Annotated in this window: 20 protein-coding genes and 1 tRNA gene; 16 read left to right on the forward strand and 5 right to left on the reverse strand. The window is 69.1% G+C overall.

Features of this window, described 5'->3' with window-relative positions; translation table 11 throughout:
• Positions 1 to 38: 38 nt before the first annotated feature.
• Together AC07AG_RS18155 and AC07AG_RS18160 are read right to left on the reverse strand one after the other, a co-directional pair.
• Positions 39 to 1196 (reverse strand): acyl-CoA dehydrogenase family protein, encoded by a 1158-nt coding sequence (locus AC07AG_RS18155; protein ID WP_249589800.1) that lies wholly within the window; start codon positions 1194 to 1196, stop codon positions 39 to 41.
• Positions 1197 to 1324: 128 nt separating this feature from the next.
• Positions 1325 to 1915, reverse strand: a complete 591-nt coding sequence (locus AC07AG_RS18160; RefSeq protein WP_478756060.1) for an SACE_7040 family transcriptional regulator — start codon at positions 1913 to 1915, stop codon at positions 1325 to 1327.
• An 87-nt stretch (positions 1916 to 2002) separates the two neighbouring features.
• Between AC07AG_RS18160 and AC07AG_RS18165 the strand changes: the two genes are divergently transcribed.
• From AC07AG_RS18165 to AC07AG_RS18205, 9 genes are all read left to right on the forward strand, one after another.
• A complete protein-coding gene (locus AC07AG_RS18165; protein ID WP_478756061.1) occupies positions 2003 to 3619 on the forward strand; it encodes a carboxyl transferase domain-containing protein in 1617 nt (538 codons plus the stop codon).
• A 67-nt stretch (positions 3620 to 3686) separates the two neighbouring features.
• Positions 3687 to 5633, forward strand: a complete 1947-nt coding sequence (locus tag AC07AG_RS18170) for an acetyl/propionyl/methylcrotonyl-CoA carboxylase subunit alpha (protein WP_478756062.1) — start codon at positions 3687 to 3689, stop codon at positions 5631 to 5633.
• Positions 5630 to 6583 (forward strand): hydroxymethylglutaryl-CoA lyase, encoded by a 954-nt coding sequence (locus tag AC07AG_RS18175; RefSeq protein WP_478756063.1) that lies wholly within the window; start codon positions 5630 to 5632, stop codon positions 6581 to 6583. The genes AC07AG_RS18170 and AC07AG_RS18175 overlap by 4 nt, the downstream gene beginning before the upstream one ends.
• A gap of 6 nt (positions 6584 to 6589) precedes the next feature.
• Positions 6590 to 7744 carry an acyl-CoA dehydrogenase family protein gene (locus AC07AG_RS18180; protein ID WP_478756064.1) on the forward strand — a complete coding sequence of 385 codons (1155 nt, stop codon included), beginning with the start codon at positions 6590 to 6592 and terminating at the stop codon, positions 7742 to 7744.
• 123 nt (positions 7745 to 7867) lie between these two features.
• On the forward strand, positions 7868 to 8905 hold the full coding sequence (locus AC07AG_RS18185; protein ID WP_478756065.1) for an ABC transporter substrate-binding protein: 1038 nt from the start codon (positions 7868 to 7870) through the stop codon (positions 8903 to 8905).
• A gap of 180 nt (positions 8906 to 9085) precedes the next feature.
• Positions 9086 to 10534 (forward strand): pyridoxal phosphate-dependent decarboxylase family protein, encoded by a 1449-nt coding sequence (locus tag AC07AG_RS18190; protein ID WP_478756066.1) that lies wholly within the window; start codon positions 9086 to 9088, stop codon positions 10532 to 10534.
• Positions 10518 to 11792, forward strand: coding sequence for a lysine N(6)-hydroxylase/L-ornithine N(5)-oxygenase family protein (locus tag AC07AG_RS18195; RefSeq protein ID WP_478756067.1), 1275 nt, complete (start codon positions 10518 to 10520; stop codon positions 11790 to 11792). Before AC07AG_RS18190 ends, AC07AG_RS18195 begins: the two co-directional genes overlap by 17 nt.
• Positions 11789 to 12340, forward strand: coding sequence for a GNAT family N-acetyltransferase (locus AC07AG_RS18200; protein WP_478756068.1), 552 nt, complete (start codon positions 11789 to 11791; stop codon positions 12338 to 12340). Before AC07AG_RS18195 ends, AC07AG_RS18200 begins: the two co-directional genes overlap by 4 nt.
• A complete protein-coding gene (locus AC07AG_RS18205) occupies positions 12337 to 14103 on the forward strand; it encodes an IucA/IucC family protein (RefSeq protein ID WP_478756069.1) in 1767 nt (588 codons plus the stop codon). The genes AC07AG_RS18200 and AC07AG_RS18205 overlap by 4 nt, the downstream gene beginning before the upstream one ends.
• 75 nt (positions 14104 to 14178) lie before the next feature.
• Here the strand turns inward: AC07AG_RS18205 and AC07AG_RS18210 are convergent, their stop codons facing one another.
• Positions 14179 to 15804 carry a beta-N-acetylhexosaminidase gene (locus AC07AG_RS18210; RefSeq protein WP_478756070.1) on the reverse strand — a complete coding sequence of 542 codons (1626 nt, stop codon included), beginning with the start codon at positions 15802 to 15804 and terminating at the stop codon, positions 14179 to 14181.
• A gap of 130 nt (positions 15805 to 15934) precedes the next feature.
• Here AC07AG_RS18210 and AC07AG_RS18215 point away from each other — a divergent pair, with 130 nt between their 5' ends.
• From AC07AG_RS18215 to glmS, 3 genes are all read left to right on the forward strand, one after another.
• Positions 15935 to 16822 (forward strand): DUF4429 domain-containing protein, encoded by an 888-nt coding sequence (locus AC07AG_RS18215; protein WP_478756071.1) that lies wholly within the window; start codon positions 15935 to 15937, stop codon positions 16820 to 16822.
• 87 nt (positions 16823 to 16909) lie between these two features.
• Complete coding sequence (locus AC07AG_RS18220; RefSeq protein WP_249589789.1) at positions 16910 to 17167, forward strand: hypothetical protein; 258 nt, start codon at positions 16910 to 16912, stop codon at positions 17165 to 17167.
• A gap of 10 nt (positions 17168 to 17177) precedes the next feature.
• Entirely contained in the window at positions 17178 to 18995 is a 1818-nt protein-coding gene (glmS, locus tag AC07AG_RS18225; RefSeq protein WP_478756072.1) for a glutamine--fructose-6-phosphate transaminase (isomerizing), read from the forward strand.
• A gap of 106 nt (positions 18996 to 19101) precedes the next feature.
• Here glmS and AC07AG_RS18230 read toward each other — a convergent pair whose 3' ends face one another.
• On the reverse strand, positions 19102 to 19671 hold the full coding sequence (locus AC07AG_RS18230; protein ID WP_478756073.1) for a GPR1/FUN34/YaaH family transporter: 570 nt from the start codon (positions 19669 to 19671) through the stop codon (positions 19102 to 19104).
• Between the two features lie 153 nt (positions 19672 to 19824).
• Positions 19825 to 20349, reverse strand: coding sequence for a universal stress protein (locus AC07AG_RS18235; RefSeq protein ID WP_135333169.1), 525 nt, complete (start codon positions 20347 to 20349; stop codon positions 19825 to 19827).
• A 522-nt stretch (positions 20350 to 20871) separates the two neighbouring features.
• On the opposite strand from AC07AG_RS18235, the gene AC07AG_RS18240 reads away from it, so the two are divergent.
• From AC07AG_RS18240 to AC07AG_RS18255, 4 genes are all read left to right on the forward strand, one after another.
• Positions 20872 to 21171 (forward strand): hypothetical protein, encoded by a 300-nt coding sequence (locus tag AC07AG_RS18240; protein WP_478756074.1) that lies wholly within the window; start codon positions 20872 to 20874, stop codon positions 21169 to 21171.
• A gap of 450 nt (positions 21172 to 21621) precedes the next feature.
• Entirely contained in the window at positions 21622 to 22857 is a 1236-nt protein-coding gene (locus AC07AG_RS18245) for a GlxA family transcriptional regulator (protein WP_478756075.1), read from the forward strand.
• A gap of 10 nt (positions 22858 to 22867) precedes the next feature.
• On the forward strand, positions 22868 to 23470 hold the full coding sequence (orn, locus tag AC07AG_RS18250; RefSeq protein ID WP_478756076.1) for an oligoribonuclease: 603 nt from the start codon (positions 22868 to 22870) through the stop codon (positions 23468 to 23470).
• A gap of 247 nt (positions 23471 to 23717) precedes the next feature.
• Positions 23718 to 23790, forward strand: a tRNA-His gene (locus AC07AG_RS18255).
• The last annotated feature ends 176 nt before the right edge of the window (positions 23791 to 23966 follow it).

The following is a 23966-nucleotide window of genomic DNA, read 5'->3' on the forward strand; positions in this document are numbered from 1 at the left end:
GGCGGTCGTTACAGCCCATGTCCATACGGACCGCTGTCCTACAGGCCCATGTTCTTGGCGATGATCATCTTCATGACCTCGCTGGTGCCGCCGTAGATGCGGTTGACGCGGTTGTCCGCGTACAGGCGGGCGATGGGGTACTCGTTCATGAAGCCGTAGCCGCCGTGCAGCTGGAGGCACTTGTCGATGACGCGGTGCGCGACCTCGGTGTTGAACAGCTTCGCGGACGCAGCCTCGGCCGCGGTCAGCTCGCCCGCGTCCAGGGCCTCCAGGGCGCGGTCGGCGACGGCCTCGGCGGCGTCCACCTCGGCCTGGCAGGCGGCGAGCTCGAACTTGGTGTTCTGGAAGGAGGCGACCGTCTTGCCGAAGACCGTGCGGTCCTGGACGTACTCCTTGGCGAACCGGACGGCGGCCTTGGCCTGCGCGTACGCGCCGTAGGCGATGCCCCAGCGCTCGGAGGGGAGGTTGCTTCCGAGGTAGTAGAAGCCCTTGTTCTCCTCGCCGAGGAGGTCCTCGACGGGGACCTTGACGTCGACGAACGCGAGCTCGGCGGTGTCGGAGGTCTTCAGGCCGAGCTTGTCGAGCTTGCGGCCGATGGAGTAGCCCTCGGACTTGGTGTCGACCGCGAAGAGGGAGATGCCGAAGCGGCGGTCCTCGGCGGTGGGCGCGGAGGTGCGGGCGCAGACGATCACACGGTCGGCGTGCACACCGCCGGTGATGAAGGTCTTGGAGCCGTTGAGGACGTAGTGCGTGCCGTCCTCGGAGAGCTTGGCCGTGGTCTTCATGCCCGCGAGGTCGGAGCCGGTGCCCGGCTCGGTCATCGCGAGGGCCCACATCTCCTCGGCGGAGACGAACTTCTCGAGGTAGCGCTTCTTCTGCTCGTCGGTGCCGAGCGCCTTGATGTACGGCAGGGCGAGCAGCACGTGCACACCGGAGCCGCCGAAGCTGACGCCCGCGCGGGCCGTCTCCTCGTACTGGATGGCCTCGAACTTGTGCGAGTCGATGCCCGCGCCGCCGAACTCCTCGGGGACGCTGATGCCGAAGAGACCGAGCTCGGCGAGCTTGTAGTAGAACTCGCGCGGCACCTGACCCGCGGCGAACCACTCCTCGTGGACCGGGACGACCTCGGCCTCGATGAAGGCGCGCAGGGTCTCCCGGAACGCCTCGTGGTCCTCATTGAAAACGGTACGGCGCACGGAGAACTCCTTCGATACGGCACCAGGCTCGGCCAAGCGCACACGACTAAGCGCTTGCTCAGACAGACGTTACCCGCCGGTCACCGGACCGTCCAGAGAGAAGCCCTGTCGCTCCCGTCACGCCGCCGTCACGCCGCCGTCGCCGCGAACGCCCCGCGCGCGAGGCTGTGCAGCAGCTGGGCCATGGCGCCGCGGCTGGGCAGCGCGTCGCGCCGGCTGAGGTGCGGCGTGGAGTTGAGCAGCCCGAAGACCGCGTGCACGGAGACGCGGGCGGCGTTCTCGGCGAGGTCCGGATAGACCTTGCGCACGACGTCCACCCAGATCTCCACGTACTGCCGCTGGAGCTGGCGCACCAGCTTGCGGTCGGTGTCCCGCAGCCGGTCGAGCTCGCGGTCGTGCAGCGTGATCAGGGAGCGGTCGTCCAGGGCGAAGTCGATGTGCCCCTCGATGAGCGAGTCGAGCGTCTGCTCCGGCGACCCGTCCGCCTCGGCCACACACCGCTTGCCGCCGGTCAGGAGCTGCCCGCTGATGCCGACGAGCAGCTCGGCGAGCATCGCGTCCTTGCCCGGGAAGTGGCGGTAGAGACCGGGCCCGCTGATGCCGACGGCCGCCCCTATCTCGTCCACTCCTACGCCGTGGAAGCCGCGCTCGGCGAAGAGCCGGGCCGCTTCCTTGAGGATCTGCTCGCGACGGGTGGGGGCGTCGGTTCTGGTGGCCATGGAATCAATTCTAGACAGGGCGGTTAGCGCTCGTTAACCTGATGGAAACGCGTTAACGCTCATTAACCGAGCAAGGGGGCTCGACTGATGCTGCAGGCACCAGTGCTGGCGACCGCGGCTGATCCCGCGTCCGAGGCATGGCGGACGAACGAGAAGGCGCACCACGCCCTCGTCGACGACCTGCGGGCCAGGCTCGCGGCGGCCAGGCTCGGCGGCGGCGAGCGGTCCCGGGCCCGCCATGTCGCGCGCGGCAAGCTGCTGCCCCGCGACCGCGTGGACGCCCTGCTCGACCCCGGCTCGCCCTTCCTGGAGCTGGCCCCACTCGCGGCCGACGGGCTGTACGGCGGGGACGCACCGGCCGCCGGAGTCATCGCGGGCATCGGCCGGGTCTCCGGGCGCACGTGCGTGATCGTCGCCAATGACGCCACCGTCAAGGGCGGCACGTATTACCCCATGACGGTGAAGAAGCACCTGCGCGCCCAGGAGGTCGCGCTGGAGAACCGCCTCCCCTGTCTGTATCTGGTGGACTCGGGCGGCGCCTTCCTGCCCATGCAGGACGACGTCTTCCCGGACCGCGAGCACTTCGGGCGGATCTTCTACAACCAGGCGCGGATGTCCGGTGCGGGCGTCCCGCAGATCGCGGCCGTCCTCGGCTCGTGCACGGCGGGCGGGGCGTACGTCCCCGCGATGAGCGACGAAGCGGTGATCGTCCGCAATCAGGGGACGATCTTCCTCGGCGGCCCGCCCCTGGTGAAGGCCGCGACCGGCGAGGTCGTGACGGCCGAGGAGCTGGGCGGCGGCGAGGTCCACTCCCGGGTCTCCGGAGTGACGGACCACCTCGCGGAGGACGACGCGCACGCGCTGCGGATCGTGCGGACGATCGTCTCCACGCTCCCCGACCGCGCCGAACTCCCCTGGTCCGTGCGCCCGGTCGAGGAGCCGAACGTCGATCCTGCCGGGCTCTATGGAGCGGTGCCGACGGACTCCCGCACCCCCTATGACGTCCGCGAGGTCATCGCGCGCGTGGTCGACGGCTCGCGCTTCGCCGAGTTCAAGGCGGAGTACGGCCAGACGCTGGTCACGGGCTTCGCCCACCTCCACGGCCACCCGGTCGGCATCATCGCGAACAACGGCATCCTGTTCTCCGAGTCCGCCCAGAAGGGCGCCCACTTCATCGAGCTGTGCGACCAGCGCGGCATCCCCCTCGTCTTCCTGCAGAACATCTCCGGCTTCATGGTCGGCCGGGACTACGAGGCGGGCGGCATCGCCAAGCACGGCGCCAAGATGGTCACGGCGGTGGCCTGCACGCGCGTGCCGAAGCTGACGGTCGTGATCGGCGGTTCGTACGGCGCGGGGAACTACTCGATGTGCGGCCGTGCCTACTCCCCCCGCTTCCTGTGGATGTGGCCGAACGCCAAGATCTCCGTGATGGGCGGCGAGCAGGCCGCGTCGGTCCTCGCGACCGTCAAGCGCGACCAGCTGGAGGCGCGGGGCGAACAGTGGTCGGACGCGGACGAGCAGGCCTTCAAGGACCCGGTCCGCGCCCAGTACGAAGCGCAGGGCAACGCCTATTACGCCACCGCGCGGCTGTGGGACGACGGCGTGATCGACCCCATGGAGACCCGGCAGGTCCTCGGCCTCGCCCTGACCGCGTGCGCCGAGGCCCCGCTGGGCGAGCCCGGCTTCGGCGTCTTCCGGATGTGAGGCGGCCATGACCGGGTCCAGGAGTGCCACGGGTTCCAGGAGTTCAAGCAGTTCCAGGAGAGGGACGATGTTCGACACGGTGCTGGTCGCCAACAGGGGCGAGATCGCGGTCCGCGTCATCCGGACGCTGCGGGCGCTCGGCGTGCGCTCGGTCGCCGTGTTCAGCGACGCGGACGCGGACGCCCGGCACGTGCGGGAGGCGGACACGGCCGTGCGCCTTGGCCCCGCACCGGCCGCCGAGAGCTATCTCTCGGCCGAGCGGCTGCTCGATGCGGCGGCCCGCAGCGGCGCCCAGGCCGTCCACCCGGGGTATGGCTTCCTCGCGGAGAACGCGGAGTTCGCGCGGGCCTGCGCGGAGGCCGGTCTGGTCTTCATCGGGCCGCCCGCATCGGCGATCGACCTGATGGGCGACAAGATCCGCGCCAAGGAGACGGTCGCGGCGGCCGGGGTCCCGGTGGTCCCCGGATCGTCGGGCAGCGGCCTGACCGACGCCCAACTGGCCGACGCCGCACGCGAGATCGGCATGCCGGTGCTGCTCAAGCCCTCGGCGGGCGGCGGCGGCAAGGGCATGCGTCTGGTGCGGGACGCTTCCCTGCTCGCGGACGAGATCGCCGCCGCGCGGCGCGAGGCGCGGTCCTCCTTCGGTGACGACACACTGCTGGTGGAGCGGTGGATCGACCGCCCCCGGCACATCGAGATCCAGGTCCTCGCGGACGGCCACGGCCATGTGGTCCACCTCGGCGAGCGCGAGTGCTCGCTCCAGCGCCGCCACCAGAAGATCATCGAGGAGGCCCCGAGCGTCCTGCTCGACGAGGCCACGCGCGCGTCGATGGGCGAGGCCGCGGTCCAGGCCGCGCGCTCCTGCGGGTACGCGGGCGCGGGCACGGTGGAGTTCATCGTGCCGGGCAAGGACCCCGCTTCGTACTACTTCATGGAGATGAACACCCGGCTCCAGGTGGAGCACCCGGTCACGGAGCTCATCACCGGCATCGACCTGGTGGAGTGGCAGCTGCGGGTCGCCGCCGGCGAGGAACTCCCCTGCGGCCAGCAGGACATCACGCTCACGGGCCACGCGATCGAGGCCCGCGTCTGCGCGGAGGACCCCTCCCGCGGGTTCCTGCCGTCCGGCGGGACCGTCCTCGCCCTGCACGAGCCGCAGGGCGACGGCGTGCGGACCGACTCCGGCCTGAGCGAGGGCACGGAGGTCGGCAGTCTGTACGACCCGATGCTGTCGAAGGTCATCGCGTACGGCCCGGACCGCCCCACCGCACTGCGCAAGCTGCGGGCCGCCCTCGCGGAGACGGTCACGCTGGGGGTGCCGACGAACGCGGGGTTCCTGCGGCGGCTGCTCGCCCACCCGGCTGTGGTCTCCGGGGAGTTGGACACGGGTCTGGTCGAGCGCGAGGCGGAGGGCCTGGTCCCCCAGGGCGTGCCCGACGAGGTGTACGAAGCCGCGGCGGCCCTGCGCACCGCCGCCCTCGAACCCACCGGTGACGGCTGGCGGGACCCGTTCTCGGTGCCGAAGGGCTGGCGCCTGGGCGGCACCCCTGCCCCGCTGACGCACCATCTGCGCGTACCGGGACACGAGCCTGTCGCGCACATCGCGGGCGAGGGCCCGCGCACCGTGGAGCCCGGCCGCGTCACGGTCCACGTGGACGGTCTCACCCACACCTTCCACCGCGCGGCCGACTGGCTCGGCAGGGACGGCGACGCCTGGCACGTCCAGGACTTCGACCCCGTGGCGGCGAGCCTCACCGGCGCAGCCCACAGCGGTGCCGACGCCCTCACCGCTCCCATGCCCGGCACCGTCACGGTCGTCAAGGTGTCCACCGGCGACCGAGTGACCCAGGGGCAGAGCCTCCTCGTGGTGGAGGCCATGAAGATGGAGCACGTCATCTCCGCCCCGCACGCGGGCACCGTCAGCGAACTGGACGTCTCAGCGGGCTCGACCGTCGCCATGGACCAGATCCTGGCCGTGGTGATCCCCGACGAGGCCCCGCAGGAGGAGAAATGACACTCCCCATGGTCGTCCCCACCCAGGACCTCCCGCCCCGCGTCCGGATCTACGAGGTGGGAGCACGCGACGGCCTGCAGAACGAGAAGGCGGTCGTCCCCACGCAGATCAAGGCGGAGTTCATCCACCGCCTGGCCGCCGCGGGCCTCACGACCGTCGAGGCGACCAGCTTCGTGCACCCCAAGTGGGTGCCCCAACTGGCCGACTCCGAGCAGCTGTTCCCCCTCGTGCGGGACCTCGCACAGGACGGGAGGGCCAAGCTCCCCGTCCTGGTGCCCAACGACCGGGGCCTGGACCGCGCCCTGGCGCTCGGCGCCCGCAGCGTCGCCGTCTTCGTCAGCACCACGGAGTCCTTCGCCAAGGCCAACCTCAACCGCACGATGGACGAGGCCCTCGCGATGTCGGAGCCGGTCGTGGCCCGCGCCCGCGAGCAGAAGGTGCATGTGCGGGGCTATCTCTCCATGTGCTTCGGCGACCCGTGGGAGGGCCCCGTGCCCATCGCCCAGGTCGTCCGCACCGCGAAGGCCCTGATGGACATGGGCTGCGAGGAGCTGAGCCTGGGCGACACCATCGGCGTGGCCACGCCGGGCCATGTCCTGGCCCTGCTCGCCGAGTTGAACGAAGAGGGCGTGCCGACGGACCGCATCGGCGTGCACTTCCACGACACGTACGGCCAGGCGCTCGCCAACACCCTCGCCGCCCTGCAGCACGGAGTCAGCACGGTCGACGCGTCGGCGGGCGGCCTCGGCGGCTGTCCGTACGCGAAGAGCGCCACCGGCAATCTCGCCACCGAAGACCTCGTATGGATGCTCGACGGCCTCGGCATCGAGACCGGCGTCGACCTCGGCCGCCTCACCGCCACCAGCGCGTGGATGGCCGAACAACTGGGCCGACCCAGCCCCTCCCGCACCGTCCGTGCCCTGACGGGCACCTCCCACCAGGAGCAGTGAAGAACGATGGACCACCGTCTGTCCCCCGAGCACGAGGAACTCCGCCGCACGGTCGAGGAGTTCGCGCACGACGTCGTCGCCCCCAAGATCGGCGACCTGTACGAACGCCACGAGTTCCCTTACGAGATCGTGCGCGAGATGGGCCGCATGGGCCTGTTCGGCCTGCCCTTCCCCGAGGAGTACGGCGGCATGGGCGGCGACTATCTCGCCCTCGGCATCGCGCTCGAAGAGCTGGCGCGGGTCGACTCCTCGGTGGCGATCACCCTGGAGGCGGGTGTCTCGCTCGGCGCGATGCCGATCCACCTCTTCGGCACGGACGAGCAGAAGCGCGAGTGGCTGCCCCGGCTCTGCTCCGGTGAACTCCTGGGCGCCTTCGGCCTGACCGAGCCGGACGGCGGCTCGGACGCGGGCGGCACCCGCACGACCGCGGTGCGGGACGGCGACGAGTGGGTGATCAACGGCTCCAAGTGCTTCATCACCAACTCCGGCACGGACATCACGGGCCTGGTCACGGTCACCGCCGTCACCGGCCGCAAGGAGGACGGCCGTCCGCTGATCTCCTCGATCATCGTGCCGTCCGGGACGCCCGGCTTCACGGTCGCGGCTCCGTACTCGAAGGTCGGCTGGAACGCCTCGGACACCCGCGAGCTGGCCTTCTCGGACGTGCGGGTCCCGCTGGCGAACCTCCTGGGCGAAGAGGGGCGCGGCTATGCCCAGTTCCTGCGGATCCTGGACGAGGGCCGGGTCGCGATCTCCGCGCTCGCGACGGGCCTCGCGCAGGGCTGCGTCGACGAGTCCGTGAAGTACGCCAAGGAGCGGCACGCCTTCGGCAAGCCCATCGGGGCCAATCAAGCCATCCAGTTCAAGATCGCCGACATGGAGATGCGGGCGCACATGGCCCGGGTCGGCTGGCGGGACGCGGCGTCGCGCCTCGTCGGCGGGGAGCCCTTCAAGAAGGAGGCGGCGATCGCGAAGCTCTACTCCTCCACGGTCGCCGTCGACAACGCCCGCGAGGCCACCCAGATCCACGGCGGGTACGGCTTCATGAACGAATATCCAGTGGCCCGGATGTGGCGGGACTCCAAGATCCTGGAGATCGGCGAGGGCACCAGCGAGGTGCAGCGCATGCTGATCGCCAGGGAGCTGGGATTCGCGGGATAACCACCCGCACCCCGGGGAAGGCGACCGCGGGGGCCACTGGACTTCACATTAGGTTAGGTTAACCTAAGCGCTAGTTCCGGCCAGTGGCCCCGCCGCCGTCCTCACGAAAGCAGAGACCCTCATATGTCCCACGCCCGCTTCCCTCAGCCTTCCCGCCGCGGCATCCTCGCCGCCGGCGGCGCCCTCGGCCTCACGGCCCTGCTGGCAGCCTGCGGTGACGAGAAGAAGAGCGGCTCGGGCAAGTCGGACGCCGGCGACTCCGGCCCCTGGAGCTTCAAGGACGACCGCGGCACGACCGCGAAGAGCAAGGGGACCCCGAAGAACATCGTCGCCTTCACCGGCGTCGCCGCCGCCCTCTTCGACTACGGCATCGAGGTCAAGGGCGTCTTCGGCCCGACCAAGGCCAAGGGCGGCAAGGCCGACGTCCAGGCCGGCGACATGGACATCAGCAAGCTGACGATCCTGGGCAACGAATGGGGGAAGTTCAACATCGAGAAGTACGCGAGTCTCGCCCCCGACCTCCTCGTCTCCACGATGTTCGACGACGCGGGCACCCTGTGGTCCGTCCCCGAGGACAGCAAGGACAAGATCCTGGGGCTCGCCCCGAGCGTCGGCATCAGCGTCTACGACCGCCAGATGACCCAGCCCCTCCAGCGCCTCCTCGCGCTCGCCGAGTCGCTCGGCGCGGACGTGAAGGCCGACAAGGTCGTCAAGGCGAAGAAGCGCTTCGAGGCCGCCGCCGAGCGGCTGCGCAAGGTCGCCAAGGCGAACAAGGACATCAAGGTCCTCGTCGGCTCGGCGAGCCAGGACATCTTCTACGTCTCCGGCACGAACCTCTCCGCCGACCTGGAGTACTTCAAGGCCCTCGGCGTGAACATCGTCGAGCCGTCCGAGGCCGCCAAGAAGGCGAGCGGCGGCTGGTTCGAGAACCTGAGCTGGGAGAACGTCAACAAGCACGCCGCGGACGTCATCATGATGGACAACCGCACGGCCACGATCCAGCCCGCCGACATCGAGAAGCCGACCTGGGCGAAGCTGCCCGCGGTCAAGGCCGGGCAGGTCATCCCCCGCGTCACCGAGCCCATTTACTCGTACGACAAGTGCGCCCCGATCCTCGAGGACCTCGCCGACGCGATCGAGAAGGCCAAGAAGGTCAGCTGAACCCCGCGTCGCACACAGAGGCCCCGCGTCGCACACAGAGCAGCCCTCTCCGCATTCCGGAGAGGGCTGTTCCGTTTTTGTGCCTCCCGGTGACCACAGGGACCCCCTGGGTTTAACCCGAGGGGGAGTTAGGTTAGGCTTACCTCACTTCCCCCAAGTCCCCTCACCCAGAGGAAGTTCATGCGCTCGCACCTGCTCAACGACACCACCGCGGAGCGTTACCGCAGTTCCGTGACCGAAGGAGTCGAGCGGGTGGCGGCCAGGATCGCCACCACCTCCCGTCCTTTCACCGGCATATCCGTCGACGACCTCGCGCCCCGCATCGAGGCCGTCGACCTGGACGAGCCCCTGCACGACACCATCGCCGCCCTGGACGAGCTCGACGAGCTCTACCTGCGCGACGCCGTGTACTTCCACCATCCCCGCTACCTCGCGCACCTCAACTGCCCGGTCGTCATTCCGGCCGTGCTCGGCGAGGCCGTGCTCTCCGCCGTCAACTCTTCCCTCGACACGTGGGATCAGTCCGCCGGCGGCACACTGATCGAGCGCCGTCTCATCGACTGGACGGCCGAACGCATCGGGCTCGGCCCGGCCGCCGACGGTGTGTTCACGAGCGGCGGCTCGCAGTCCAACCTCCAGGCCATGCTGCTCGCCCGCGAGGAGGCCGCCAAGGCGGGCAAGCAGGCCTCGCAGCTGCGCATCTTCGCCTCGGAGGTCGGCCACTTCAGCATCCAGAAGGCCGCGACGCTGCTCGGCCTCGGCGAGGACGCCGTGATCGTCATCCCCACCGATCACAACAAGCGCATGCAGACCGTGGCACTCGCCCGCGAGCTGGAGCGCTGCCGCGCCGACGACCTCACCCCCATGGCGGTCGTCGCCACGGCGGGCACCACCGACTTCGGCTCCATCGACCCGCTCCCCGAGATCGCCGAACTGTGCGAGCAGTACGGCACCTGGATGCACGTCGACGCGGCCTACGGCTGCGGTCTGCTCGCCTCGCTCAAGAACCGCCACCTCATCGACGGCATCGAGCGCGCCGACTCCGTCACCGTCGACTACCACAAGTCCTTCTTCCAGCCGGTGAGTTCCTCCGCCGTCCTGGTCCGTGACCGCTCCACGCTGAGCCACGCGACGTACCACGCGGAGTACCTCAACCCGCGCCGCATGGTGCAGGAGCGCATCCCCAACCAGGTCGACAAGTCCCTCCAGACGACGCGGCGCTTCGACGCCCTCAAGCTCTGGATGACCCTGCGCGTGATGGGCGCCGACGCCATCGGCGAGCTCTTCGACTCCGTCTGCGACATGGCGGACGACGGCTGGCGGCTGCTCGCCGCCGACCCCCGCTACGACGTCGTCGTGGAGCCGCAGCTCTCGACGCTCGTCTTCCGCTACATCCCCGAGTCGATCTGCGACCCGACCGCGATCGACCGCGCCAACCTGTACGCCCGCAAGGCCCTGTTCGCCTCCGGTGACGCCGTCGTCGCGGGCACCAAGGTCGGCGAGCGCCAGTACCTCAAGTTCACCCTGCTCAATCCCGAGACCACGGTCGCCGACATCACGGCCGTCCTCGATCTGATCGCCGGCCACGCCGAGCAGTACCTGGGAGAGACCCTTGACCGCGCTTCCTGATCACCGAGAACCCCTGGACTTCATCGGTATCGGACTGGGCCCCTTCAACCTCGGCCTCGCCTGTCTGACCGAACCCATCGAAGAGCTGAGCGGCCTCTTCCTGGAGTCCAAGCCGGACTTCGAGTGGCACTCGGGCATGTTCCTGGAGGGCGCTCACCTCCAGACCCCGTTCATGTCCGACCTCGTCACCCTCGCGGACCCGACGTCCCCCTACTCCTTCCTCAACTACCTGAAGGAAGCGGGGCGGCTGTACTCGTTCTACATCCGCGAGAACTTCTATCCGCTGCGCACCGAGTACAACGACTACTGCCGCTGGGCCGCCGCGAAGCTCTCCTCCATCCGCTTCAGCACGACGGTGACCGAGGTGACGTACGCGGATGATCTGTACGTCGTCCACACCACCTCAGGCGACACCTTCCGCGCCCGCCATCTCGTCCTGGGGACCGGCACTCCGCCGCACATCCCCGAGTCGTGCGCGGACCTCGGCGGGGACTTCATCCACAACTCCCGCTATCTGCAGTCCAAGCAGGAGCTCCAGAAGAAGGAGTCGATCACGCTCGTCGGCAGCGGCCAGTCCGCCGCCGAGATCTACTACGACCTCCTGAGCGAGATCGACGTCCACGGCTACAAGCTCAACTGGGTCACGCGCTCCCCGCGCTTCTTCCCCCTGGAGTACACCAAGCTGACCCTGGAGATGACCTCTCCGGAGTACGTCGACTACTTCCACGCGCTGCCGGAAGCGACCCGCTACCGCCTGCAGGATCAGCAGAAGACGCTCTTCAAGGGCATCGACGGCGACCTGATCAACGAGATCTTCGACCTGCTCTACCAGAAGAACCTCGGCGGCCCGGTCCCGACGCGTCTGCTCACCAACTCCTCGCTGCAGAGCGCGCGTCACGAGAACGGCAGCTACACCCTGGGCCTGCGCCAGGACGAGCAGGGCAAGGACTTCGAGCTCAGCTCCGAGGGCCTCATCCTGGCCACCGGCTACCAGTACGTCACGCCCGACTTCCTGGAGCCGGTGCGCGAGAGGATCCGCTGGGACGGCCGCGGCCGCTTCGAGGTCGCCCGCAACTACTCGATCGACACCACGGGCCGCGGCATCTTCCTGCAGAACGGCGCCGTGCACACCCACTCCCTGACCAGCCCCGACCTGGGCATGGGCCCGTACCGCAACGCGTACATCATCGGTGAGCTCCTCGGCTCCGAGTACTACCCCGTCGAGAAGTCCATCGCGTTCCAGGAGTTCGCCGTATGAGCAACACCGCAGACCTGACCCTGCGCCCCCTCGACCCCCTGAAGGACTCCGAGCTCCTGCACGGCTGGGTCACCCACCCCAAGGCCTCGTTCTGGATGATGCAGGACGCGACGCTGCCGGACGTCGAGCGCGAGTACATGGCGATCGCCGCCCACGAGCACCACGACGCGTTCATCGGCCTGCACCAAGGCGTCCCCGCCTTCCTGATGGAGCGCTACGACCCCCGGTACGTCGAGCTCGTCGGCCTCTACGAGCCGCAGCCCGGCGACGTGGGCATGCACTTCCTCACCGCGCCGTCCGACGTCCGCATCCCCGGCTTCACCCGTGACGTGATCACCAAGGTCATGGAGACGCTCTTCGCCGACCCGGCGACCGAGCGCGTGGTGGTCGAGCCCGACGTCGACAACACGGCCGTGCACGCCCTCAACGAAGCCGTCGGGTTCCGCACGGCCGAAGTCATCCAGAAGCCGGAGAAGAAAGCTCTGCTGAGCTTCTGCACCCGCGAACAGTTCGAAACAGCAGTACGCGAAAGGGAATCGGCGATATGACCCTGTCCGACGCCACGGCGCACCTCTCCCCCGAGCGCTGGGAGCAGGCCAACCGCCTCCTCATCCGCAAGGCCATCGCCGAGTTCGCCCACGAACGGCTGTTCACGCCGGAGCCACTGGGCGACGACAAATACGTCATCCGCAGCGACGACGCCCTGACCCGCTACCGCTTCACCGCCAAGCGGCTGCGGCTGGACCACTGGCAGGTCGACGCCGACTCGATCTCGCGGCACCGCGACGGCACCGAACTGCCGCTCAACGCCCTCGACTTCTTCATCGAGCTGCGCACGGCGCTGGGCCTGAGCGACGAGATCCTGCCGGTCTACCTGGAGGAGATCTCCTCCACGCTCTCGGGCACCTGCTACAAACTGACCAAGCCCGCGATCCCCTCCGCCGAGCTCTCCCGCTCCGGCTTCCAGGAGATCGAGACGGGCATGACCGAGGGCCACCCCTGCTTCGTCGCCAACAACGGCAGGCTCGGCTTCGGCGTGCACGAGTACCTCTCGTACGCCCCCGAGACCGCGAGCCCCGTACGTCTCGTGTGGCTTGCGGCCAGCAAGGAGCGCGCCGCGTTCACCGCGGGCGCCGGAATCGACTACGAGTCGTTCTTCCGGGCCGAGCTGGGCCAGGAGACCCTGGAGCGCTTCGACCGCAAACTCCGCGACCAGGGCCTGAACCCGGACGACTACCTCCTGATCCCGGCCCACCCCTGGCAGTGGTGGAACAAGCTGTCGGTGACCTTCGCGGCCGAGGTCGCCCAGCGGCACCTGGTCTGCCTGGGCGAGGGCGACGACGAGTACCTCGCCCAGCAGTCGATCCGTACGTTCTTCAACACGAGCGACCCGGCCAAGCACTACGTCAAAACGGCCCTCTCGGTCATCAACATGGGCTTCATGCGCGGACTTTCGGCCGCGTACATGGAGGCGACGCCGGCGATCAACAACTGGCTCGCGAACCTCATCGACACCGACGAGACCCTGAAGTCGACGGGCCTGACGATCATCCGTGAGCGCGCGGCCGTCGGCTATCGCCACCTGGAGTACGAGGCCGCCACCGACCGCTACTCCCCGTACCGCAAAATGCTCGCGGCCCTGTGGCGCGAGAGCCCCGTCCCGACCCTGGCCGAGGGCGAGCAGCTGGCCACGATGGCCTCGCTGCTGCACACCGACCTCGACGGCGCGTCCTTCGCGGGCGCCCTCATCGAGCGCTCCGGGCTCACCCCCGCCGAGTGGCTGCGTGGCTACCTGCACGCCTACCTGACGCCGCTGCTGCACAGCTTCTACATGTACGACCTCGTCTTCATGCCGCACGGCGAGAACGTCATCCTGGTCCTCAAGGACGGCGTCGTGCAGCGGGCGATCTTCAAGGACATCGCCGAGGAGATCGCGGTCATGGACCCGGACGCGGTGCTCCCGCCGACGGTGGAGCGGCTGCGGGTCGAGGTCCCCGACGACCAGAAGCTCCTGTCCATCTTCACGGACGTCTTCGACTGCTTCTTCCGCTTCCTGTCCGCGAACCTCGTCACCGAGGGCCTGGTGGACGAGGAGACGTTCTGGGGCGCCGTCGCCGAGTGCGTCACCGCCTACCAGGAGGCCACGCCCCAACTGGCCGACAAGTTCAAGCAGTTCGACATGTTCGCCCCCGAGTTCGCGCGCTCCTGCCTGAACAGGCTGCAGCTGCGGGACAACGAACAGATGGTGGACCTCGCCGATCCGGCGGGCGCGCTGCAGCTGGTCGGGACGCTGAAGAACCCGATCGCGTAGGGCCCACGAACCAGGTGGGGCCCGGGAGACGGTCCTCCCGGGCCCCACCTTCGTACGCGCTGCCCTGCTGACGGCCTACTTGCCGGGCCAGGGCACCTCGGGCGACTTGTAGTAGCCGATGCCCAACGCGTCCCAGCGCGGGCCCTGTTCGGCGAGACGCGTCTTGTACGTGTCCCAGTCGTGCGTCGACGCGGGCGACCAGCCGAGCTCGGCGATGCCGGGCAGCCGCGGGAACGCCATGTACTCGATGTGCGCGGAGGTCGAGAGCGTCTCCGACCACAGCGGCGCCTCGACACCCTGGATCGACTCCGCGGGCGCGCCCGCCAGATACGTCCCCGGGTCCCAGTCGTAGCTGCGCTGCACCGAGACGTAGCCCGCCCAGGAGAGGCCGAGCGGGGTGTCCTTGTCGTACTTCATGTCGAGGTAGGCGCGGTCCGCGGGCGAGAGGACCAGCTTGGTGCCCTTCTTCGCCGCGTTCACGACCTGCGCGCGCTCGGCGGCGCTGGTGGCGTCGTAGCCCCAGTACTGCGCCAGGGCGCCCTTGGCGGGCGTGCCGCCGGTCAGCTGGTGCCAGCCGATCGCGGTCTTGCCGTACTTGGCGACCACCGGCTGCACCTTGTCCATGAACGCCACATAGTCCTCGTGGCTGGTGGAGTGCGCCTCGTCGCCGCCGATGTGGATGTACTTGCCGGGCGTCATCGCGGCGATCTCACGGATGACGTCGTCCACGAAGTCGTACGTGATGTCCTTCTTCACGCACAGCGAGCTGAAGCCGACCTCGGTGCCGGTGTAGAGCGGGGGCGCGACGCCGTCGCAGTTCAGGTCGGCGTACGAGGCGAGCGCGGCGTTCGTGTGGCCCGGCATGTCGATCTCGGGAATGACTTCGAGCTGCCGCGATGCCGCGTACCGGACGATGTCCTTGTACTGGGCCTTCGTGTAATAGCCACCCTTGCCGCCGCCGACCTGCGTGGAGCCGCCGTACGTGGCGAGCTTGGGCCAGGAGTCGATGGCGATGCGCCAGCCCTGGTCGTCGCTCAGGTGCAGGTGCAGCTTGTTGACCTTGTAGAGCGACATCTGGTCGATGTAGCGCTTGACCTTGTCGACCGAGAAGAAGTGCCGCGACACGTCGAGCATGGCGCCACGGTGTTCATAGCGGGGCGAGTCCTTGATGGTGCCGCCCGCGACCAGCCAGGGGCCCTTCTGCTGGGACTTCTTCTCGGCGGCCGCGGGCAGTTGCTGCCGCAGCGTCTGGACGCCGTAGAAGAGTCCGGCGGCCTTGCGGGCCGTGATGGTGACGGAACCGCGCCTGGACTCCAGGCGGTAGCCCTCGCTCCCCAGGGAGATGGCCTTGGAGTCGAGCCGCAGCCGGATGCCGTCGCGGCCCTCGTCGTCGGTGACCTTCAAGGGGTAGCCGGTGGAGGGGCGCAGGACGCCCGCCAGATAGCTGCCGATCCTGTGCGCGTCGCGCGAGTCGTCGTCGACCCGGATGCGGGTCCTGGAATTGATCTCGTACGGGGATCCGCCCGGGTCGACGGACGCGGGGGCCGGGACGATCTGTCCGAGCGGGGTCGGGGTGGTGGCCGTGGCTGCCTCCTTGGCTCCGCCGTCGCCGCCCGGCACAGCGGCCACGGACGAGAATCCGGCCGCGGCCACAAGCAGCAACGAGCCGAACAGGCGGGTCGATCTGTGGTGCTGTCTCACGAGCGGGTCCCTTCGACGGGCCATCACTGTGGTGCATCTCAATCGAACGCTCACCATGGGACCCTCGCACCCCGTGGCGGGTCAAGGGTGTAGACCACTTCGGCCGCCCGCCGATGGAAGAATCGCCCCCATGGCGGAAATCATCCAGCGCGACGGAACCTGGACCTTCGACGGAGAGACGCTGCGGCTCGTGCCGGGACGCGACAAGAACGTGTCTCTGCTGCGCAGGTCGCTGGGGGAACTGGCCGTGCCGCTGGGCGCGTTGGCCGGGATCGCCTTCGAACAGGGCAAGAAGTCGGGGCGACTGAGGCTGCGGCTGCGGGACGGCGCGGATCCGTTGCTGCAGGCCGCAGGGGGCAAGCTCGGGGATGCCGCCGATCCCTACCAGCTGACGGTGGATTCGGACCGCTACGGGGTCGCGGAGTACGTCGTGGACGAGGTCCGCAACGCGCTCCTCATCGAACAGGTGCCTGCCGCGTCCTGCGACAGCTATCTGCTGCCCGGTCCCCCGGTGCCGCTCTCGGTGTCGGCGGGGGACGGCACGGCGAGCTTCGACGGCGAGCACATCCGCCTGGAGTGGAACTGGAAGACGGAGGAGGCGAAGTCGGCGGCAGGTACGCGGTCGCTGGCGCTCGCGGATGTGGCCGGGGTGGAGTGGCAGCCCGCCGTGGGCCTGGAGAACGGCTACCTCCGCTTCACCGTGCGGCACTCCCCCACCAAGGCCCCTCCGAAGTACGACCCGAACTCGGTCGAGCTGTGGGGCTTCAAGAAGGATCCGCTGATGGCGCTGGTGGCCGCTGCCGTGCAGGTGCGGTTGCCGCATCCCGCGGGGTCGGCCGCCGTGGAGTCCGCGGAGGCTCCGGCCGCGCTGCCGGCGGCTGCCGCGCCCGCGCCCGCCGAGGACGATCATGACGCCTTGCTGCGGCGGCTGCGGGAACTGGGGGAACTGCACCAGTCCGGAATACTCACCGATGAGGAGTTCACGGCCGCCAAGCAGGCCGTACTGAAGCGTCTCTAGGCCCTTCGGGGCCGGTTTTCGCCACGCCCCTGCCCGATTCCGGGCAGGATTGTTGCACTCAGAGGGCTGTTCCTCCAGGATCAACGAATGCACGACGACCTGGTGGACCACCTGACCCGCAGCACCCCGCTCCAGCGGGGCGAAGCTCTGCGGGTCATCCAGGACGTGCTCGCCTACTTCGACGAGACGACCGAGGAATTCGTCCGTCGCCGCCACCGCGAACTGCAAGGTCAGGGCCTGCTGAACGCGGCGATCTTCGAACAGATCTCGGCGGATCTCCATTACCGCGCGGTCGCGCCGCCCGAGCTCACCCTCCGGCAGCTGCGTCGCATCATCTACGGCTAGGACACCCTCTATGTGTGGAATCGTCGGTTATATCGGCAAGCGTGACGTGGCCCCCCTGCTCCTCGAAGGCCTTCAGCGCCTGGAGTACCGCGGCTACGACTCCGCGGGCGTCGTCATCACCAGCCCCAAGGCCGCGGGCCTGAAGATGGTCAAGGCGAAGGGCCGCGTCCGCGACCTGGAGGCCAAGGTGCCCGCCCGCTTCAAGGGCACCACCGGCATCGCCCACACCCGCTGGGCCACGCACGGCGCCCCGTCCGACGAGAACGCGCACCCGCACATGTCGGGCGACGACAAGGTCGCCGTCGTCCACAACGGCATCATCGACAACGCGTCCGAGCTGCGCGCCAAGCTCACCGCCGACGGCGTCGAGTTCCTCTCCGAGACGGACACCGAGGTCCTCACCCACCTCATCGCCCGCGCCCAGGCGGACAAGCTGGAGGACAAGGTCCGCGAGGCCCTGCGCCACGTCGAGGGCACGTACGGCATCGCCGTCCTGCACGCCGACTTCAACGACCGCATCGTCGTCGCCCGCAACGGCTCCCCCGTCGTCCTCGGCATCGGCGAGAAGGAGATGTTCGTCGCCTCGGACGTCGCCGCGCTCGTCTCGCACACCCGCCAGGTCGTCACCCTCGACGACGGCGAGATGGCCACCATCAAGGCCGACGACTACCGCACGTACACGACCGAGGGCTCCCGCACGACCGCCTCGCCGACCACCGTGGAGTGGGAGGCCGAGTCGTACGACATGGGCGGCCACGACACGTACATGCACAAGGAGATCTTCGAGCAGCCCGACGCCGTGGACCGCGTCCTGCGCGGCCGCATCGACGACCGCTTCTCCACCGTGCACCTGGGCGGCCTGAACCTCGACGCGCACGACGCCCGCAAGGTGCGCCGCGTCAAGATCCTCGGCTGCGGCACCTCGTACCACGCGGGCATGATCGGCGCCCAGATGATCGAGGAGCTGGCCCGCATCCCCGCGGACGCGGAGCCGGCGTCCGAGTTCCGCTACCGCAACCCGGTCGTGGACCCCGACACCCTCTACATCGCCGTCTCCCAGTCCGGCGAGACCTACGACGTCCTGGCCGCCGTCCAGGAGCTCAAGCGCAAGGGCGCCCGCGTCCTGGGCGTCGTGAACGTCGTCGGCTCCGCCATCGCCCGTGAGGCGGACGCGGGCGTGTACGTCCACGCGGGCCCCGAGGTCTGCGTCGTGTCGACCAAGTGCTTCACGAACACCACGGTCGCCTTCGGCCTGCTCGCCCTACACCTGGGCCGCATCCGTGACCTGTCGGTCTCCGACGGCAAGCGGATCATCGAGGGCCTGCGCAAGCTGCCCGGCCAGATCTCGGAGATCCTCAAGCAGGAGGACGAGATCAAGAAGATCGCCAGGGACTACGCGGAGGCCCGCTCGATGCTCTTCATCGGGCGCGTGCGCGGCTACCCCGTGGCCCGCGAGGCCTCCCTGAAGCTCAAGGAGGTCTCGTACATCCACGCCGAGGCCTACCCCGCCTCCGAGCTCAAGCACGGCCCGCTCGCGCTCATCGAGCCCGCGCTTCCGACGGTCGCGATCGTCCCGGACGACGACCTCCTGGAGAAGAACCGCGCCGCCCTGGAGGAGATCAAGGCCCGCAGCGGCAAGATCCTCGCGGTCGCGCACCAGGAGCAGGAAAAGGCCGACCAGACCATCCTGGTCCCGAAGAACGAGAACGAGCTGGACCCGATCCTGATGGGCATCCCGCTCCAACTCCTCGCCTACCACACGGCGTTGGCCCTGGGCCGCGACATCGACAAGCCCCGCAACCTGGCCAAGTCGGTCACCGTCGAGTAGGCACTGCGCACCACAGAAGTGAACGACCCTCCGCGCGTGCCACCAAGCGCGCGGAGAGTCGTTCTTCAGGGGCCGGGGGCGCCCATTCCCCCGACCCGCGCCTGCCTCAGCCGGTGGCCGTCACTCCCCGGCCGGCAGGGCGCCCGGGGAGGGCCGTGGGCCAGTGGGCCAGGGCTGCCGTCGCCGCGTACCAGGCGAGCAGGCCCGCGACCGCGGCGAACCAGCCGCCCGCCTTCGCGAGCCCGGCGCTGTCACCGAACAGCGCGACGGCGATCAGGACGAGGGACACGAAGAGCAGTCCGTACGTCCCCCGCGCGAGCGCGCTGCCGCCGGACGCCCCCAGGGCGAGGCTGAGCGTGACGAGCGCGAACAGGAGCAGGAAGAGACCCGCCGCGTTGGCCGAGACCTGCGCATCGGCCGAGACACCCCAGGTGAACCAGAGCGCGCCGAGCGCGGTGAACGCCGTGCCGGTGAACGCGTCGCTGTCGCGGAACGCGAAGAGACCGGCGACGAACAGGGCGACGCCTCCCAGATACGTCGCGAGGGTGGCGGCATCCGCCGCCGTCACTCCGTCGATCACTTCGGTGTGACCGATCCCGAAGGCCAACAGCGTGAGCCCCAGGGCGAGATGGCCGAGAGTCGAGGTGGTGCTTCCCGCAGAGACTCCATTGTCCACGGCGGGCTCCCTTCATGTGCGGTGTGCAGTTGTTGTGCCACCAGTACGTACCCTTCACAAGGGCACAAACCACCTCTACGCACGAGTAGATTTATCTACACGGGAAGGAAGTTGACCCCGGAACGCCCTCATCCCACCTGGGACGAAGGGACGTTACGGAATGACGACGACGGGGCGTTGCGCACGGCGCGCGAGCCGGCCCGCGACCGAGCCGAAGATGCGCCCCACAATCCCGTGCGTCGATCCGACGACGATCGCGTCCGCCGAGTACTCCCGGCCGACCTCTTCGAGTTCGTGGCAGATGTCGCCGCCGCGCTCGACGAGGATCCAGGGCACCTCGGCCAGATAGTCCGCACAGGCAAGCTCGAGCCCGAGCACTTCCGTGCGGTGGTCCGGCACGTCGACGAAGACCGGCGGCTCGCAGCCCGCCCACACCGTGGTGGGGAGTCTGTTCGCGACGTGCACGATGATCAGGCCGGAGCCCGAGCGATGGGCCATCCCGATCGCGTACGAGAGAGCCCGCTCACTTGAGGTCGAGCCGTCGAAACCGACGACGACCCCGTGCCGGAAGGCCGGATCGCAGGAATGGCGTGGTTCTTCCGCCGCCTGGGGGGTCGCCGTGGGATCGGCGACCTGCCGCTTGCGGTCCGCTGGTTCGGAGAATTCGTGACCGGCCATGGGTGTCTCGGCGAAGGAGTCCTCTGTGGGAGGGTCGACTTTGTTCGGGTCGTACGGCGCAGTATGGAGCAGAACGGACAGGATCGGGCAGGGGCGAGAAGGAGCGGCGACCACCGGAGCTGTGTCCGGGAATCATCTTCCCAACCCCATACCCCCAAGGGTACGGCGACACTCCTCTCCTGCCCAGAGCTTGTTACCGGCCCTGCGGGAGCCTCACGGCGTTCACCGGAGCATGCATGAGCAGCGCCCGTATGGCAATGGTTGCTGCCCCGTACAGGCGGTTTGGGCACCCACCCGCGTGGGCTGTGATCGGCCACAAGGTTCACGCCAGTGACCGGCCGAGCGACCACGCGTTGAACTTCGGTACGCCACCGCCACAGGGAGCCCGCCGTGCCTGGACCGCCGTCCGTGTCCTCACAAGTCACGACGTCCTCACGAGTCACGACGCAGAGCCGCCGACGCCCACCGGAGGGGGCGCACGAGCGCCCGCGCGGCGGTGTCCCCGCGCCACGCGCCGAGGAGATGCCGCCCGCCCCCGCCCAGGAATCGGCGAGCGATGTCGTCCGGTGGGCCGCGTTCAGCTGTGTCCTGGTTCCCGTCGTCCTCGTGGGGTACGGGACATCGCTGGCCGGAGCCGCGGGGTCGGCCCTCGGACTCGTGGCCGTGACAGGGGTGTGCCGACTGCTTCTGCGGCAGTCCGAGCGGGGCGCGGCGCGGCTGGTCGAGGAGCAGAGCCGCGAGCGCCGCGGGCGGCACGGAAGGGCGGGCGCGGGGGCGCACCGGGGCGGTCGGCATGCTGGTGGGTCGGCGCCGGAGGACTGACCGATTCGCGCGCACTCACCCGTAGCTTTTCAGCCAACTTCCTATGGCCATGCATTCCTTGGCCGAAGGGGTACTCAACCCCGGTCCCACCAGGGCTGAAAGGCATGCGGAAGCCGCCTGAACCCTACGGGGACCGGCCACGGAGCTGAGGCGCACTTCCCAGCAACGCCCGTGAGTGCAACGCTTCGTGATCGACTGCTTCACGCCAAGTTGCCATGTCGACATAGTGCCGGGTCCTTAACTGGTCACCCCGGCAGCACGGGACGCAGTAGATTCGATCATGACTGTATTACGGCGGGGGACTGGTGGAGGACCGAGGGGAAACGTGCAGGAGCGACAGGTCCGACAGGAACGCCAAGAGCGCCGGGAACGCAGGGACCGCAGAAAACGCAGAGAAAACAGAGCTGGCCAAGCACAGGGAGCCGCGACGACCGAGGGGGGCTTAGCGCCATGAGCCACGACTCCACTGCCGTGCAAGAAGCCGCGTCGCGGAAGCTTTCCGGACGCCGCCGCAGGGAGATTGTCGCGGTGCTGCTGTTCAGCGGTGGCCCCATCTTCGAGAGTTCCATACCGCTCTCCGTGTTCGGGATCGATCGGCAGGACGCCGGGGTCCCCCGTTACCGGTTGCTGGTGTGCGCCGGTGAAGATGGTCCGCTGCGTACGACCGGGGGGCTCGAACTCACCGCGCCACATGGCCTGGAGGCCATAGGGCGTGCGGGCACCGTCGTGGTGCCGGCCTGGCGGTCGATCACATCACCGCCGCCGCCGGAGGCGCTCGACGCGCTGCGCCGCGCGCACGAAGAGGGTGCCCGCATCGTGGGCCTGTGCACCGGGGCCTTCGTGCTCGCGGCAGCCGGCCTGCTCGACGGCAGGCCCGCGACCACACACTGGATGTACGCACCGACGCTGGCCAAGCGGTATCCGTCCGTCCATGTGGACCCGCGTGAGCTCTTCGTCGACGACGGGGACGTGCTCACGAGCGCGGGGACCGCGGCCGGAATTGATCTGTGCCTGCACATCGTGCGCACCGACCACGGCAACGAGGCGGCGGGCGCGCTCGCCCGCAGGCTCGTCGTGCCTCCGCGCAGGGCGGGCGGCCAGGAGCGCTATCTCGACAGGTCTTTACCAGAGGAGATCGGCGCCGACCCGCTCGCCGAGGTCGTCGCCTGGGCGCTGGAACATCTCCACGAGCAGTTCGACGTGGAGACCCTGGCCGCGCGCGCCTACATGAGCAGGCGGACCTTCGACCGCAGGTTCCGCTCGCTCACCGGGAGCGCTCCCCTGCAGTGGCTGATCACTCAGCGCGTACTGCAGGCACAGCGGCTGCTCGAGACCTCCGACTACTCCGTCGACGAGGTCGCGGGCCGCTGCGGCTTCCGCTCGCCCGTGGCCCTGCGCGGCCACTTCCGCCGCCAGCTGGGCTCATCGCCCGCTGCCTACCGGGCCGCTTACCGCGCCCGCAGGCCGCAGGGGGGTGAGCGGGCCTTGCTGGAATCCCCGGCGCCCGTTCCCAGCACGGCGACGGTGAACACGGAGAGCGGCCCTGTTCCGTCCCAGACACGGCGTACGGCTGCCGCGAGCGCCTTCGGCCCGTCGGCGTCGCTGTCCGCGGATCCGGGAAAGCCGAGCTCGGATGTGTACGCGCCAGGCCGTCCGCCACTGCCCGGCCAGAGGAGTGCGCCGTAGGGTAAGACGCATGAACGATCGCATGGTGTGGATCGACTGCGAGATGACCGGGCTCTCGCTGACGGATGACGCACTTATCGAGGTGGCCGCACTGGTCACCGACTCGGAACTGAACGTGCTCGGCGAAGGTGTGGACATCGTGATCCGCCCGCCGGACGCGGCGCTGGAGACCATGCCCGAGGTGGTGCGCAAAATGCACACCACCTCGGGGCTCCTCGACGAACTGGCCTCGGGCACGACGCTGGCCGACGCCGAGGAGCAGGTCCTGGCGTACGTACGTGAGCACGTCAAGGAGCCGCGCAAGGCTCCGCTCTGCGGGAACTCGGTCGGCACCGACCGCGGCTTCCTGCTGCGCGACATGCGGACCCTGGAGGAGTTTCTCCACTACCGCATCGTCGACGTCTCCTCCATCAAGGAACTCGCCCGGCGGTGGTACCCCCGGGCGTACTTCAACAGCCCGGACAAGAACGGCAACCACCGGGCGCTTGCCGACATCCGCGAGTCCATCGCCGAGCTGCGCTACTACCGCGAGGCGGTCTTCGTGCCGCAGCCCGGACCGGACTCGGACACCGCGAAAACCATCGCGGCCAAGTACGTGCTGCCCGCGGATTAGCCTCCGCGGAACCCCTCTGTACGGGGTCCGGGCCGCATCTCCCGGGGGGCGACCCCCGGACCCCCAGCCGCAGACAGCCGTACGGAAGCCGACAGCACTCCGGGGCTCAGCCGCACGGGAATCCGTGTGACGTCCACCCCGACAGCCACCCCTCGTACGGGGTCCGGAAAACGCGTGCGCGAGCACCCCTTCGGACCCTGTACACTTTTTCTCGGCCGGTCGGAAGAAAGAAAAACGACCGGACATGGTGGGTGTAGCTCAGTTGGTAGAGCACCTGGTTGTGGTCCAGGTGGCCGCGGGTTCAAGTCCCGTCACTCACCCTGAAGAAAGGGCCCCGGTTCTCAGGAACCGGGGCCCTTTCGCATGCCGCCCCGCATTCACAAGATGGCGCCGTGTCCGGTCCGCGCGGGGCGTGGATCACACGGGGCGCGAAAGCCGCCCCCGCGTCCGCCGCGCGCACACCCTTCCCACTCCCGCGAGGTCCGTGCAGAGTGCG

The organism is Streptomyces sp. NPDC044044 (assembly GCF_056434405.1).

Bases quoted from the DNA above. Each gene is read 5' to 3' on its own strand.
- AC07AG_RS18160 (WP_478756060.1), bottom strand. From the start codon at position 1,915: ATGGCCACCAGAACCGACGCCCCCACCCGTCGCGAGCAGATCCTCAAG.
- AC07AG_RS18165 (WP_478756061.1), top strand. From the start codon at position 2,003: ATGCTGCAGGCACCAGTGCTGGCGACCGCGGCTGATCCCGCGTCCGAG.
- AC07AG_RS18170 (WP_478756062.1), top strand. From the start codon at position 3,687: ATGTTCGACACGGTGCTGGTCGCCAACAGGGGCGAGATCGCGGTCCGC.
- AC07AG_RS18175 (WP_478756063.1), top strand. From the start codon at position 5,630: ATGACACTCCCCATGGTCGTCCCCACCCAGGACCTCCCGCCCCGCGTC.
- AC07AG_RS18180 (WP_478756064.1), top strand. From the start codon at position 6,590: ATGGACCACCGTCTGTCCCCCGAGCACGAGGAACTCCGCCGCACGGTC.
- AC07AG_RS18185 (WP_478756065.1), top strand. From the start codon at position 7,868: ATGTCCCACGCCCGCTTCCCTCAGCCTTCCCGCCGCGGCATCCTCGCC.
- AC07AG_RS18190 (WP_478756066.1), top strand. From the start codon at position 9,086: ATGCGCTCGCACCTGCTCAACGACACCACCGCGGAGCGTTACCGCAGT.
- AC07AG_RS18200 (WP_478756068.1), top strand. From the start codon at position 11,789: ATGAGCAACACCGCAGACCTGACCCTGCGCCCCCTCGACCCCCTGAAG.
- AC07AG_RS18205 (WP_478756069.1), top strand. From the start codon at position 12,337: ATGACCCTGTCCGACGCCACGGCGCACCTCTCCCCCGAGCGCTGGGAG.
- AC07AG_RS18215 (WP_478756071.1), top strand. From the start codon at position 15,935: ATGGCGGAAATCATCCAGCGCGACGGAACCTGGACCTTCGACGGAGAG.
- AC07AG_RS18220 (WP_249589789.1), top strand. From the start codon at position 16,910: ATGCACGACGACCTGGTGGACCACCTGACCCGCAGCACCCCGCTCCAG.
- glmS (WP_478756072.1), top strand. From the start codon at position 17,178: ATGTGTGGAATCGTCGGTTATATCGGCAAGCGTGACGTGGCCCCCCTG.
- AC07AG_RS18235 (WP_135333169.1), bottom strand. From the start codon at position 20,349: ATGGCCGGTCACGAATTCTCCGAACCAGCGGACCGCAAGCGGCAGGTC.
- AC07AG_RS18240 (WP_478756074.1), top strand. From the start codon at position 20,872: ATGCCGCCCGCCCCCGCCCAGGAATCGGCGAGCGATGTCGTCCGGTGG.
- AC07AG_RS18245 (WP_478756075.1), top strand. From the start codon at position 21,622: ATGAGCCACGACTCCACTGCCGTGCAAGAAGCCGCGTCGCGGAAGCTT.
- orn (WP_478756076.1), top strand. From the start codon at position 22,868: ATGAACGATCGCATGGTGTGGATCGACTGCGAGATGACCGGGCTCTCG.